At 71.1% G+C, this 12443-nt stretch carries 12 protein-coding genes; 5 read left to right on the forward strand and 7 right to left on the reverse strand.

Annotated features, from left to right (window positions below):
* Nucleotides 1-131: 131 nt before the first annotated feature.
* The 3 genes from OKJ99_RS21405 to OKJ99_RS21415 are packed head-to-tail and all read left to right on the forward strand — an operon-like array spanning nt 132 to nt 2568.
* Nucleotides 132-1544, forward strand: a complete 1413-nt coding sequence (locus tag OKJ99_RS21405) for a zinc ribbon domain-containing protein (protein WP_326018675.1) — start codon at nt 132-134, stop codon at nt 1542-1544.
* A 37-nt stretch (nt 1545-1581) separates the two neighbouring features.
* Nucleotides 1582-1962: a hypothetical protein gene (locus tag OKJ99_RS21410; RefSeq protein WP_326018677.1), complete on the forward strand. Its 381-nt coding sequence runs from the start codon at nt 1582-1584 to the stop codon at nt 1960-1962.
* A 9-nt stretch (nt 1963-1971) separates the two neighbouring features.
* The gene (locus OKJ99_RS21415) at nt 1972-2568 is read left to right on the forward strand and encodes a hypothetical protein (RefSeq protein ID WP_326018678.1); all 597 of its coding nucleotides are present in this window, start codon (nt 1972-1974) and stop codon (nt 2566-2568) included.
* 133 nt (nt 2569-2701) lie between these two features.
* Here OKJ99_RS21415 and OKJ99_RS21420 read toward each other — a convergent pair whose 3' ends face one another.
* From OKJ99_RS21420 to OKJ99_RS21445, 6 genes are all read right to left on the reverse strand, one after another.
* Nucleotides 2702-4033 carry an Nramp family divalent metal transporter gene (locus OKJ99_RS21420; RefSeq protein ID WP_326018680.1) on the reverse strand — a complete coding sequence of 444 codons (1332 nt, stop codon included), beginning with the start codon at nt 4031-4033 and terminating at the stop codon, nt 2702-2704.
* A gap of 52 nt (nt 4034-4085) precedes the next feature.
* Nucleotides 4086-4577 carry a hypothetical protein gene (locus OKJ99_RS21425; protein ID WP_326018681.1) on the reverse strand — a complete coding sequence of 164 codons (492 nt, stop codon included), beginning with the start codon at nt 4575-4577 and terminating at the stop codon, nt 4086-4088.
* 73 nt (nt 4578-4650) lie between these two features.
* A complete protein-coding gene (locus OKJ99_RS21430) occupies nt 4651-6132 on the reverse strand; it encodes a GntP family permease (RefSeq protein WP_326018682.1) in 1482 nt (493 codons plus the stop codon).
* Nucleotides 6133-6245: 113 nt separating this feature from the next.
* Nucleotides 6246-6656, reverse strand: a complete 411-nt coding sequence (locus tag OKJ99_RS21435) for a RidA family protein (RefSeq protein WP_326018684.1) — start codon at nt 6654-6656, stop codon at nt 6246-6248.
* A 26-nt stretch (nt 6657-6682) separates the two neighbouring features.
* The gene (locus tag OKJ99_RS21440; protein ID WP_326018686.1) at nt 6683-7432 is read right to left on the reverse strand and encodes an IclR family transcriptional regulator; all 750 of its coding nucleotides are present in this window, start codon (nt 7430-7432) and stop codon (nt 6683-6685) included.
* Nucleotides 7429-8496: a sugar kinase gene (locus tag OKJ99_RS21445; protein WP_326018688.1), complete on the reverse strand. Its 1068-nt coding sequence runs from the start codon at nt 8494-8496 to the stop codon at nt 7429-7431. The genes OKJ99_RS21440 and OKJ99_RS21445 overlap by 4 nt, the downstream gene beginning before the upstream one ends.
* Before the next feature lie 190 nt (nt 8497-8686).
* On the opposite strand from OKJ99_RS21445, the gene OKJ99_RS21450 reads away from it, so the two are divergent.
* Both OKJ99_RS21450 and OKJ99_RS21455 read left to right on the forward strand, forming a co-directional pair.
* Entirely contained in the window at nt 8687-9958 is a 1272-nt protein-coding gene (locus OKJ99_RS21450; RefSeq protein WP_326018763.1) for an amino acid deaminase, read from the forward strand.
* 197 nt (nt 9959-10155) lie between these two features.
* Nucleotides 10156-11754 (forward strand): N-acyl-D-amino-acid deacylase family protein, encoded by a 1599-nt coding sequence (locus OKJ99_RS21455; RefSeq protein WP_326018690.1) that lies wholly within the window; start codon nt 10156-10158, stop codon nt 11752-11754.
* Here OKJ99_RS21455 and OKJ99_RS21460 read toward each other — a convergent pair whose 3' ends face one another.
* Nucleotides 11755-12372 (reverse strand): alpha-ketoglutarate-dependent dioxygenase AlkB, encoded by a 618-nt coding sequence (locus OKJ99_RS21460; protein ID WP_326018692.1) that lies wholly within the window; start codon nt 12370-12372, stop codon nt 11755-11757.
* Nucleotides 12373-12443: the final 71 nt, after the last annotated feature.

Below are 12443 nucleotides of genomic sequence, written 5' to 3' on the forward strand. Positions count from 1 at the left end.
GGGGGTGCGATGAGATGAGCCAGGCGGTCGGTGCTGTCGAGACATGCGGAGCGTGCTCCGCGACAACCGTTCGGGGCGCCGCGTTCTGCGGAGAGTGCGGGGGCGCCCTGCCGGACCGCGGGGCAGCGCGCGTGCCCACTGTTCCCTCCTGGGGCAGGGGTACGGATCTGACGCGGTACATGTGCGCCGCGGTCTTCCTCGACCGGGACTACGCCGATTCGCTGATCAAGGAGGTCGCCGCCGAGCCGCACCTGGGCGTGGCGCCCGCTCCCGGATGCGACGTTCCCGTGGTGCTGCGGTACGCCTACGAGGCCAATGCCCGGCGGCACGCCAGGGATCTGCTGCTGGCCGTCGAGTGCCTGGCGCTGATCGGGATGCTGCTGACCGGCAACGTCGCGAACGCCTTCTTCCTGCTCCTGCTCTTCCTCGCCTGGCTGACCGTCCTGGTGTTCACCCTGTCCACCACGTACGGCGAGCGGCTCCAGCGGCTGCGCCCCGACCGGTTCGACCCGGGAAAGGCGCCCGCGCCGCCCAACGACGACGCCGCGCGGCGGCTCCGGGAGATCAAGGGGTACGCCGACGGGAACGTCACGGCGTACAGCGGCTTCTCCCCGTTCGCCGCGTACGGCACGGAACTCGACTCGTGGTCACTCCTGTTCGACGTGACGCGCTCCGGGGTCGACGCGGTCACCCCGGCCGAGTTCGACGTCGCGGACCTGTACGCGCACGTGGCCTCCCGGGTCGGATCGCTCTCGCTGCCCTGCCTGGAGATCGAGGAGCGGGTCTTCGTCGAGGGCTCGGCGGTGCGGTTCGACGAGCGGTTCCTGCCCGATCCGCTGGGGCGGCCCGTCGCCGACCTCGGCTCCGACCGGGTGAGCGCCCTGAAGCGGGTGCCGGAGGACGCGGCACGGCCCTATCTCTCGGTCCATTCCACCGGTTGGGGCGGGGAGTTGGTGACCTCGGTGTTCCTGCGGTTCGTCCGCTCCGACTCCACCCTGTTCGTGGAAGCGGTGCCCACGGTCCTGTGCCCGCTGCGGGACCGCTACCGGGCCATCGACTCGCTCATGCCGAGCCCGTCGCCGCGCGAGTTCCTGACGGCCCTGGGGCAGGCCGCGTTCAGCACGCCGTTCGTGCTGCTCGCCGCGCCGTTCCGGGCCGTCACCGGGTTCTCCCCCGACTTCCGTATCAAGCGCAGACTGCGCAGACAGCACCGGCAGATCGCGCAGCTGAAGATGTTCGACTACGGCGCGCGCCAGGGCGTGCGCAGGCTCGCCTCGGCCGACGAGCACCGCCGCCACTTCCAGCGGACCGACTCCGGGATGGTCCTCAAGGCCGTCGAGCGGCGGGTCCTCGACGCGCTGGTGGAGTTCGCGGAGGCCCATGACATCGATCCGGGGGACCTCAAGCGCCGCCAGGAACTGATCATCAACAACGGCATCATCGCCACCGCGGGCGCCAGCGTGGAGTCCAGCTCCGTCGCCTCCGGCGACCGGTCCCGGATCTCGGCCATCCTCGGGAAGATCCCGCGGCCCAACACGGACTGACCACCTGCACAGGACCGACAGAGGGACAGGAACGGACATGGACGGACGCAGCAACGACGGCGTGATCGCCACGGGGAACGCGAAGGTCACACACACGGTCGTGGCCAGCGGCAGCAACGCGCGCGTCGACTTCCGGACGGTCGCCCCCACGGACGGGGCCGGCGGCTCGGAGCGGTTGACCCCCGCGCAGATCAGCGAGCTGCTGGCCCGCCTGATCGAGGAACTGAACGCGTCGGACCACCCGGAGCGCGCCGATCTGGCGGAGTTCGCACAGAACGCGCGTGACGAGCTGGCCGCACCCGAGCCCCGTCTGGGCGCGCTGCGGCGGATGGCACGGAGCCTGGTGGATGCCGTTCCGGGGTTCGCCGCACTGGCCTCCCTGACGGTGACCATCGAAGAAGCCGTACGAGGCCTGTAGGCGACGGGCATGCGTTACTGCATCCACTGCGGCGTACGCGTCCAGGAGCCGGAGCGGCCGCTCTGCACCGGCTGCGGGCGCCCGCACGAGGGCGAGGCGCCACAGGCCCCCCGGCCCGCCGCCCCTGCCGACGCCCCGGAGTACATGCGCGTGGGCCCGACCAGGCTGCCGCGCTGGCTGCCCGCGGCCCTGGTCGCCGTGGTCGTCGTCGCCGGTGTGGCGGTGGGGGTGACCCTCGCCAACAGCCCCGACGACTCGCAGGGAAGCGGGCCGCAGGCGGTCCCCATGACCCCGGCGATGACGAGCGACACCGCCGACGACACCTACGACCCGGCCACCGAGATCCCTTCGTACTCCTCCGAAACCGAGGCGACCGAGGAGACCGACGAGCCGGAGGAGACGGAGACGGCGGAGGACGAGTCCGTCGTCACGATGTACTACGACTACATCAACGCCGGTGATTTCGAGGCCGCCTGGGACCTGGGCGGCTCGAACCTGGACGCGGGCTCCTTCGACGCCTGGTCGGCGGGGTTCGACACGACGGACCACATCAGCGTCGAGGTGGCCGACCAGGGGGCCGGCGAGCCGGCGAGGTCGACGCGCTGATCTCGGCGTCCCAGACGGACGGGACGGTGCGCACGTACCGGGGCACGTACACCGTCCAGGACGGCGAGATCGTCGACGCGGAGGTCCAGGAGGTCTCCTAGGGCCTGTCGCCCAGGGCTTGTCGCCTAGGCCTTCAGAAGAAGTCCGCCCAGGGCACGTCCCAGATCTGCTTCACGCACAGGACGACGAACAGCAGGCCCGCGACGGTCAGCATGCTGTTACTCAGCCAGCCGTTGCGCCAACTCGCCGGGGTGCGCGAGGAGTTCAGGAGCCAGACCAGGGTGAGCGCCAGGAACGGCATGAAGGCCGCGCCCAGGACTCCGTAGATGATGACCAGGCGGAACGGCTGGCCCTGGAAGAGCAGGACGATCGGCGGGAAGGTCATCCACAGCAGGAAGGCGCGGAACGGCCAGCCCTTCTCGCGGTCGCCGCTCGCCACTTCCTCGCCGGTGACGACGCGGGAGAGCCGGTAGCGCTCGACGAAGTCGGCGAACATCAGGCTCACGCCGTGCCAGACGCCGATCAGCGAGGTGAAGGACGTCGCGAAGAAGCCGACCAGGAAGAGCTTCGCCGTGGCCGTGCCGTACTCGGCCTCAAGGATCTTGGAGAGGTCGACGAGGCCCTTGTCGCCCTCGGCGATCGCCGTGTGGGACGAGTGCAGCAGCTCCGCGCCGACGAACAGCATCGCCACGACGAAGATGCCGGTGGTGATGTACGCGACCCGGTTGTCGAGCCGCATCACCTTCATCCAGGAGGTGTTGGTCCAGCCCTTCGCGTTGACCCAATAGCCGTACGCGGCAAGGGTGATGGTGCCGCCCACGCCACCGATCAGGCCCAGCGTGTTGAGGACCGAGTCCTTCTCGTCGGGCAGGACGGGGAGCAAGCCCGCGAAGGCCTCGCCGAGGTGCGGGGTGACACGGATCGCGAGATAGACGGTGACGACGAACATGACGCCGACGAGCACCGTCATGACCTTCTCGAAGACGCTGTACTTGTTCAGCCAGACGAAGACCAGGCCGACGATGCCGCAGAGGATCGCCCACGGCTTGATCGACCACTCGGCCGGGAACACGTCGGGGAACAGCGCCTGAAGGGGCAGCCCGCTCGACGACATCGCGGCCGCGCCGTACACGAAGCCCCAGACCACCACGTAGATCACGAAGAAGTACGTGGTCCACTTGCCGAGGCTCGCCCAGCCGTCGAAGAGGGTGCGCCCCGTGGCCAGGTGCCAGCGGCCCGCCGCCTCCGCGAGGCTGATCTTGACGAGGCAGCCGAGGACCGCGGCCCAGAGCAGGGTGTAACCGAAGTTGCTGCCCGCGATGAGGGTGGCGACGAGGTCGCCCGCCCCGACGCCCGTCGCGGCGACGACGATGCCGGGGCCGATGTATTTCCAGCTGGACTTTCGGGGGTGCGGTTCGGAGGAGGTGGTGATGCCGGTTCCTGGGGTGCCCGTGGTGTCCGCCATGAACACCAAGGGTGCGCAAAGACGGGCCGCTGGCAAGAGGCCCGTCAGGAACTCATTCCTCGAAGTACGTGTCGAGCGCCTTGTCCAACTGGTCCGTCCACTCGGCGAGGCGGGCCTTGTCGGGCGCCTCGACGTCGTTCGGGAACCAGCGGCTGTTGGGCATGTGGACCGTCACCGTGAGGCGCTTGCGCACGGTGCCGTACTCGACCGCGCTGATCTCGTCCCAGGTGAAGTCGGCCTCCTGGTCGTCGAGCGTGAAGCGGACGCCGGTCGCGTCGACGGTGATGGAACCCCGGCGGTCCTCGGCCTCCATGGCTGGGCCGTCGGCTTCGGGTTCCTTCCCGGGGGAGGCCTCCGGGGGCTCCTCCCGCGTGGGCTCCTCCGCCTCCGGCTCCGGCGTCACCTCCTCCGCCGGTTCCGCGGCCTCTGTGGCCTCCTCGGACTCCGACTCCCGAACAGGGGGCGTCAGGCCAGGGATGTGCGCCGGGTCGAAGCCGGCACCGGTGACGGGCGTGACCTTCTCGTTCTCCATACGCTGCTCCACGGGCGGAAGTATGGCGGACAAGCCTGTGCCGCACCTCCCCCAGGGGGGTGCGGCACAGGTGCGCGACGCGGCGCTAGACGAAGAAGCTGAGCACCAGGGCCACCACGAATCCGGCGATCGAGAGGACCGACTCCAGGACCGTCCACGAGCGCAGGGTGTCCCGCTCGGAGATCCCGAAGTACTTGGAGACCATCCAGAAGCCGCCGTCGTTGACGTGCGAGGCGAAGATGGAGCCCGCCGAGATCGCCATGATGACGAGGGCCGTGTACGGCTGCGAGTAGTCGCCGGCCTGGAGCAGCGGGCCCACGATGCCGGCCGTGGTGACGATGGCGACCGTCGCCGAACCCTGCGCGACGCGCAGCACCAGCGAGATCAGGTACGCCAGGACCATGATCGGCAGACCGATGCTGCTGAACGTGTCGGACAGCGCCTGCGCGATGCCGCTGGCCTGCAGGACGGCGCCGAAGACCCCGCCCGCGCCGACGACGAGCAGGATGTTGGCGACCGGCTTCAGCGACGCGGTGGACACCGTCTCCAGGGACTTGCGGGACCAGCCGCGGCGCAGGCCGAGCAGGTAGTACGCGGCGAACAGCGCGAGGGTGAGCGCCACGAACGGGTTGCCGAAGAACTCGATGACCGAGCGGGCCGTGGAGGGGTCCATGGCGATCGAGGAGAAGGTCGCGGCGAGGATCAGCACCAGCGGGATGGCGATGATCGTGAAGACGATGCCGAGCGGGACCGGGTCCTCGCGGGGCGTGATGCCGTCCTTGCGCTGCTCCTCCGCGAGTGCGGCCTTCGCCTCGTCGGCGGCCTCGACCATGTCCTGCGGAACGGGCACGAAGATCTTCTTGCCGATCCAGGCGGCCCAGCCCCACGCGGCGAGCACGGCCGGGATGCCGCAGACGATGCCCATGAGGATGACCCAGCCGAGGTCGACGTGGAGCAGACCGGCCGCGGCGACGGGCCCCGGGTGCGGGGGCAGGAACGCGTGCGTCATCGACAGGCCCGCGAGCAGCGGCAGGCAGTACAGCAGGATCGACTTGCCGCCGCGCTTGGCGGCCGCGTAGACGATCGGCGCGAGCACGAAGATGCCGACGTCGAAGAAGACCGGGATGCCGAAGATGAGTCCGGTGAGGCCCATCGCGACGGGGGCGCGCTTCTCGCCGAAGAGTGTGATCAGGCGGGACGCGAGGACTTCGGCGCCGCCGGACACTTCGAGGATCGCGCCGAGCATGGTGCCCAGGCCGATGATGATCGCGATATGTCCGAGGGTCCCGCCCATGCCGTCCTCGATGACGGAGGTGGCGGTGGACTTCTGGACGGTGCCGAAGAGTTCGGTGACGGAGAGGCCGGCGGCGAGGCCGACGGCGATGGAGACCGTCAGGAGGGCCACGAAGGGCTGCAACCGGGCCTTGATGATCAGGAAGAGCAGCAGCACGATGCCGAGGACGGCAACGGTCAGCAAACCGGCCGTGCCGGGTATCAGGAGGAGCAGACCACCGGTGTGCTCAGGCGCGTCCGCGGCGGCGGACGTGAGGGGGGCGTACGGGGACATCGTTGACCTCGTAAGTACATGTGGGGATGCGGGGCTTTTCCAGGGTTTTCAGGCAGGAGGGATCGCGGTGCGGCGCCCCGCGGGGCGCCGCACCGTGGCGCGGAGGGGGTGGCTCAGCTCAGGACGGCGAGCGCGTCGATCTCGATGAGCAGGCCCTTGGGCAGACCGACGTAGACGGTCGTACGGGCGGAGGCCGGGGCCTTGAGGCCCTGCTCCTCGAAGTACTCGTTGTAGATGGCGTTCATCTCGGCGAAGTGGTCGACGTCCGTCAGGTAGACGCGCATCATCATGACGTCGTCCCAGCTCGCGCCGCCCTCTTCGAGGATCGCCTTGACGTTGGCGAACGTCTGGAGGGTCTGCTCCTTGAGGGTCGGGCCCGCGGGGGTCGGGGCCTTGCCCTCCTCGGCCGGCAGGAAGCCGACCTGGCCGGCGACCTGAAGGATGTTGCCCTTCTTGACGCCGTGGGAGAACTTCGCCGGCGGGGTGGTGTGGGTGGAGGGCGTGAGGGCGGTCTTCTCGGACATGTGAACTGGCTTCCTTCGGAGGGGTGTTACTTGGGAGGGGTACCGGAGTAGTCCCGGCTGATGGCTTCCGCCGTGCGGCGCACCAGCGGGAGCAGCGTGAGGAGTTCCTCGGCGGTGACGACGACATTCGGCGCGGAGACCGACATGGCGGCGACGACCCGGCCGTCCGCGCCTCGGATGGGGGCGCCGACGCAGTTGATGGACTCCTCGTGGCCACCGAGGTCGGTGGCCCAGCCCTGTTCGCGTACCTTCTCCAACTCCCGCAGGAACGCTGCGGCGTTGGGGGTGGAACGGGCCGTGTACATGGGGTAGTCGAGCTTCTCCGCGATGGCGCGGCGCTCGGCATCGGAGAGGTCGGCGAGCAGCAGCTTGGCGACGGCGGCCACGGTGATGGCGACCGGCTTGCCGACGCGCGAGTACATGCGCACCGGGTAGCGGCTCTCGACCTTGTCGATGTAGAGGACCTCGTTCTCCGCGTACACGGCGAGGTGGATGGTGTGCCCGACCTTCTCGTTGAGTTCGACGAGGTGGGCGTGGGCGATCTCGCGGACGTCGAGGTTCTCGACGGCCTCCTGGGCGAGCGCGAAGAGGCGGGCGCCGAGGCGGTAGCGCTGGTCGGACTGGCGGTAGACCAGGCCGTGCTCGTGGAGGGTGCGCAGCAGGCGCAGCGCCGTGGACTTGTGCACGTCGAGGCGGTCGGCGACCTGGCCCAGGTCGGCGGGCCCCTCGGCGAGCAGCGGCAGGATGCTGAGCGCGCGGTCGACGGTCTGGCTCATGGCGTACGTACCTCCTCGGCGGTCGGCTCGTCGGTGGCGTCGGCTGCCGCCCAACCGGGGCCGACGTGCAGTGTCCCCCACTGCGCGGCGTCGAGGCCGACGAGGCGGTCGGCCCGGGCGCGGCTCGGGGGTGCGGCGAGGTCGCCGGGCTCGGTGAGGGCGACGGCGGCCCAGAGGTGGCCGTGCCGAAGGCGTTCGGCGACGGGCAGCTCGCGCAGCGTGGCGGAGAGGAATCCGGCGGCGAAGGCGTCGCCCGCACCCACGGCGGCGACGACGTCGACGCGCGGGGAGGGCTCCTCGTGGCGTCCGTCGGCGTCGTACGCGATCGCGCCGTCGGCGCCCCGCTTCACGACGAGCAGCGCGGGCTCCGGGAGCGCCGCACGGATCGCGTCGGGTCCGCCGGTGATGCCCCAGGCGTCCTCGGCCTCGTCGTCTCCGACGAAGACGATGTCGGCGCCGCGCGCGAGTTCCAGGAGTACGCCCGGACCCTCGGCGGAGCCGGACCACAGGCCGGGCCGGTAGTTGACGTCGAAGGAGACGAGGGGGCGGCCCGCGCGCGGGGCGGTCAGCTCGCGCAGCAGGTCGAGGCAGCCGGCGGAGAGCGCGGCGGTGATCCCGGACAGGTGCAGGATCCGGCCGGAGCGCAGCGCGTCCAGGTCCAGGTTGGCGGTGGACATCGCGGAGGCGGCGGAGCCGGCGCGGTAGTAGGCGACCTCGTGGGCGGCGGTGGCCCGGTCGCCCGCCGTGCGGAAGTAGATGCCGGTGGGCCGGTGCAGATCGCGCCGGACGGCGGAGGTGTCGACGCCGTACGCGCCGATGGCCTCCACGAGGTGGTCGCCGAACCCGTCGGCGCCGACCCGGCTGACCCAGGCGGAGCGGTGCCCGGCGGCCGCGAGCACGCACGCCACGTTGGACTCGGCGCCGCCGATCCCGCGATCGAACGAGGGCACGTCGGCGAGCCGCCCCGGCACGGACGGCCGGAACGTGACCATGGACTCACCGAGCGCGACTACATCGGCGCCATCGACGGCGCTGGTCGGTACTGCGGGTCCGGTGGCGGTCACGGTGGGTCGCACTCCTCGCGGCAGGGGACTTCGGGCTCCGTTGACCCGACGTTGGCTCGGATGTTAGACAGCATGAAGCGACATACGCAATGACCGTTGCAAATGGTGCAACGGGCTGCCTGGAGGAGGCGCCGTGACCGCCCAGAACGCCTATCCCGCCGAGTCCGCCGGGTCAGCCGCCGAGCGCCGCATCGCTCGCCTTGAGGAGCTGGCGACGGAGCGGGTGGACTTCCGCTTCAAGGGCCTGCCTCCCGAGGCCGACGGCGCCACGATCGGCGAACTGGCCGCCCGCCGCCTGAACCTCTTCACGGACGGCTTCACCACGCCCGTCCTCGCCCTCTCCGCCGAGCGCCTGGAGCACAACCTCGCGCTCATGGAGGCCTACTCCACCCGCCATGGCCTCGCCTTCGCCCCGCACGGCAAGACGTCGATGGCCCCGCAGCTCTTCCACCGGCAGCTCGAACACGGCGCCTGGGGCATCACCCTCGCCGTGCCCCACCAGGTGCGCGTGGCGCGGGAGTTCGGCATCGACCGGATCTTCCTGGCGAACGAGCTGGTCGACGCGGCGGCGCTGAAGTGGCTCTCGAAGGAGCTCGACGCCGACCCGTCCTTCCGCTTCATCTGCTACGTCGACTCCGTGCGCGGCGTGGAACTGATGCAGGCCGCCCTGGCCGAGGCCGGCGCGGACCGCCCGGTCGACGTGGTGGTGGAGCTCGGCGCGGGCGACGGCGCGCGCACCGGGGCCCGTACCGAGGCGGACTGCGCGGCGATCGCGGACGCGGTGGCGGCCTCCTCCGAGCTGCGCCTCGTCGGTGTCGCGGGCTACGAGGGCGAGGTGCCGGACGCCGACGGCGAGCGGGTGCGCGCCTGGCTGCGCCGACTGGTGGCGCTCGCGGCGGACTTCGACAAGGCGGGCCGGTTCGAGGGCCTCGACGAGATCGTGGTGAGCGCGGGCGGCTCCGCGTGGTTCGACGCGGTGGCGGACGTGTTCGCCGAGATCCCCGAACTGAGCGTTCCTGTACTGAAGTTGCTGCGCTCGGGCGCGTACGTATCGCACGACGACGGCCACTACCGGCACCTGACCCCGTTCAACCGGGTCCCGGAGGAGGGCGCGCTTGAGCCGGCGTTCCGGCTGTGGGCGCAGTTCGTGTCGCGGCCGAACGACGGCCAGGCGTTCACCAACGCCGGCAAGCGGGACGCCGCGTACGACATCGACCTGCCCGAGGCACAGGTCGTCCGGGACGCGCGGACCGGCGAGGTCCGCGAGGCCGCGGGTGTCGCGGTGACCGGGCTCTCCGACCAGCACGGGTGGGTTCGCACGGAGCCGGGCGCGGATGTCGAGGTGGGTGACTGGCTCGGGATGGGCCTTTCGCACCCGTGCACGTCGTTCGACAAGTGGCAGCTGATCCCCCTGGTGGAATCGGACGGCACGGTCGTCGACTACATCCGCACGTACTTCTAGCCCCACCGGCACGGCCGACCGCGCCGCCTTGGGCAATCTGCCGCCTTGGGCGGCAGGGTGGGCAAGGCGGCACCCCGGCGCCGCGCGCCGACACGACGACCCCGGCCCCGCCGCCTACGCCTCGGGGCTCCGCCCCGGACCCCGCTGCTCAATCGCCGCAGGGGCTTGATCTGCCCACCCCCAGAGAGGCACCCCCCATGGACCTGGTCATCCGCGACGCCCGCGTCATCGACGGCAGCGGCAGCGCCTCGTACCGAGCCGACGTGGCCGTCACGGACGGCCGGATCGCCGAGATCCGCCGCGAGGGAGACGGCCCCCGCCCCACCGGCACCCGCACCATCGAGGCCGAGGGCCTCGCCCTCTCCCCCGGCTTCATCGACATGCACGCGCACAGCGACCTCGCCGTGCTCCGCGACCCGGACCACAGCGCGAAGGCCGCCCAGGGCGTCACCCTCGAAGTGCTGGGCCAGGACGGCCTCTCGTACGCGCCCGTCGACGACCGCACCCTCGCCCAGGTCCGCCAGGCGATCACGGGCTGGAACGGCGACGGTTCGGACATCGACTTCGACTGGCGCACGGTCGGCGAGTACCTGGACCGCATCGACCGGCAGGGCATCGCGGTGAACGCCGCGTACCTCATCCCGCAGGGCACGGTCCGTATGTACGCGGTCGGCTGGGACGACCGCGACGCGACGCCGGCCGAGCTGGAGCGCATGAAGCAGCTCGTCGCCGAGGGCATGGAGCAGGGCGCGGTCGGCATGTCGTCCGGCCTCACCTACACCCCCGGCATGTACGCGAAGGACGCCGAACTCACCGAACTGTGCCGGGTGGTGGCCTCGTACGGCGGCTACTACTGCCCGCACCACCGCAGTTACGGCGCCGGGGCGCTCGACGCGTACCGGGAGATGGTGGAGTTGACCCGCACCGCGGGCTGCTCCCTGCACCTCGCGCACGCCACCATGAACTTCGGCGTGAACAAGGGCAAGGGAGTCGACCTGCTGGCCCTCCTCGACGAAGCCATCGCGGACGGCGCCGACATCAGCCTGGACACGTACCCGTACACCCCGGGCGCGACAACTCTCGTGGCGATGCTGCCGAGTTGGGCCAACGAGGGCGGCCCCGACGCCACCCTCGCCCGACTGAAGGACGACGAGACCGCCGAGCGGATCCGCCACCACGTCGAGGAGATCGGCGCGGACGGCTGCCACGGCGTGCCGATCGAGTGGGACAGGATCGAGATCTCGGGCGTCTCCGACCCGGGCCTGGCCTCCTGCGTCGGCAAGACCGTCGCGCAGGCCGCCGCCGAGCGCGGCGAGGCCCCGTGGGTCACCGCCCGCCGCCTGCTGATCAACGACAACCTCGGCTCGTCGATCCTCCAGCACGTCGGCCACGAGGAGAACGTCCGGGCGATCATGCAGCACCCCGTGCACACGGGCGGCAGCGACGGCATCCTCCAGGGCTACAAGCCGCACCCGCGCGCGTACGGCACGTTCCCGCACTACCTGGGCCACTACGCCCGCGACCTCGGCGTCATGTCCCTGGAGGAGACGGTCGCGCACCTCACATCGCGCCCGGCCGCCCGCCTGCGCCTGCCGGACCGCGGTCTGGTCCGCGAGGGGTACCGCGCCGACCTGGTCCTGTTCGACCCGGAGACGGTCGCGGCGGGCTCCACCTTCGAGGCGCCGCGCACGCTGCCGGTCGGCATCCCGCACGTCCTCGTCGACGGGAAGTTCGTGATCGAGGACGGCAAGCGCACGGACGTCCTCGCGGGCCGGTCGGTGCGCAGGACCGTCTGATCACCGCACGCCGTGCGGCCGGAACTGGACACTGATCCGGCCGCCGGCCGCGCGGGCGGACTTGGGGATCGCGTGCTCCCAGGTCCGCTGGCAGGACCCGCCCATGACGATGAGGTCGCCGTGCCCGAGCGGTCGGCGCACGACGGGACCGCCTCCGACGGGCCGCAGCACCAGGTCCCGCGGCGTGCCCACTGACAGGATGGCGACCATCGTGTCCTCGCGGGCCCCGCGCCCGATCCGGTCACCGTGCCAGGCGACGCTGTCCCGCCCGTCCCGGTAGTAGCAGAGGCCCGCCGTGCTGAACGGCTCGCCCAACTCCCGCGCGTAGTACGCGGACAGCGCGTCCCGCGCCGCGTCGAGCACGGGGTGTGGCAGCCGCTCCCCCGCCCCGTAGAACCTGAGCAGCCGCGGCACGTCGACGATCCGCTCGTACATCTGCCGCCGCTCGGCCTTCCACGGCACGCCGCCCGCGAGGTGTTCGTACAGCTCGTCGGCCCCGCTCAGCCAGCCCGGCAGCACGTCGATCCAGGCGCCGTCGCCGAGCACGGTGCGCCGCACCGCTTCGAGCGACCCGAGCGCCGTCTCCTCGGCCTGGTCGAACAGCGATCCCTGAAGCATGGCCCCACCGTAGCGAACGTTTCGAACATACGCGCGATTAGACACGACGCGCGGATCACTCGGAGGCCAGG

The organism is Streptomyces endophyticus (assembly GCF_035798155.1).
GTDB classification, from domain to species: domain Bacteria; phylum Actinomycetota; class Actinomycetes; order Streptomycetales; family Streptomycetaceae; genus Streptomyces; species Streptomyces endophyticus.

Bases quoted from the DNA above. Each gene is read 5' to 3' on its own strand.
- OKJ99_RS21415 (WP_326018678.1), top strand. From the start codon at position 1,972: ATGCGTTACTGCATCCACTGCGGCGTACGCGTCCAGGAGCCGGAGCGG.
- OKJ99_RS21455 (WP_326018690.1), top strand. From the start codon at position 10,156: ATGGACCTGGTCATCCGCGACGCCCGCGTCATCGACGGCAGCGGCAGC.
- OKJ99_RS21430 (WP_326018682.1), bottom strand. From the start codon at position 6,132: ATGTCCCCGTACGCCCCCCTCACGTCCGCCGCCGCGGACGCGCCTGAG.
- OKJ99_RS21460 (WP_326018692.1), bottom strand. From the start codon at position 12,372: ATGCTTCAGGGATCGCTGTTCGACCAGGCCGAGGAGACGGCGCTCGGG.
- OKJ99_RS21420 (WP_326018680.1), bottom strand. From the start codon at position 4,033: ATGGCGGACACCACGGGCACCCCAGGAACCGGCATCACCACCTCCTCC.
- OKJ99_RS21440 (WP_326018686.1), bottom strand. From the start codon at position 7,432: ATGAGCCAGACCGTCGACCGCGCGCTCAGCATCCTGCCGCTGCTCGCC.
- OKJ99_RS21435 (WP_326018684.1), bottom strand. From the start codon at position 6,656: ATGTCCGAGAAGACCGCCCTCACGCCCTCCACCCACACCACCCCGCCG.
- OKJ99_RS21410 (WP_326018677.1), top strand. From the start codon at position 1,582: ATGGACGGACGCAGCAACGACGGCGTGATCGCCACGGGGAACGCGAAG.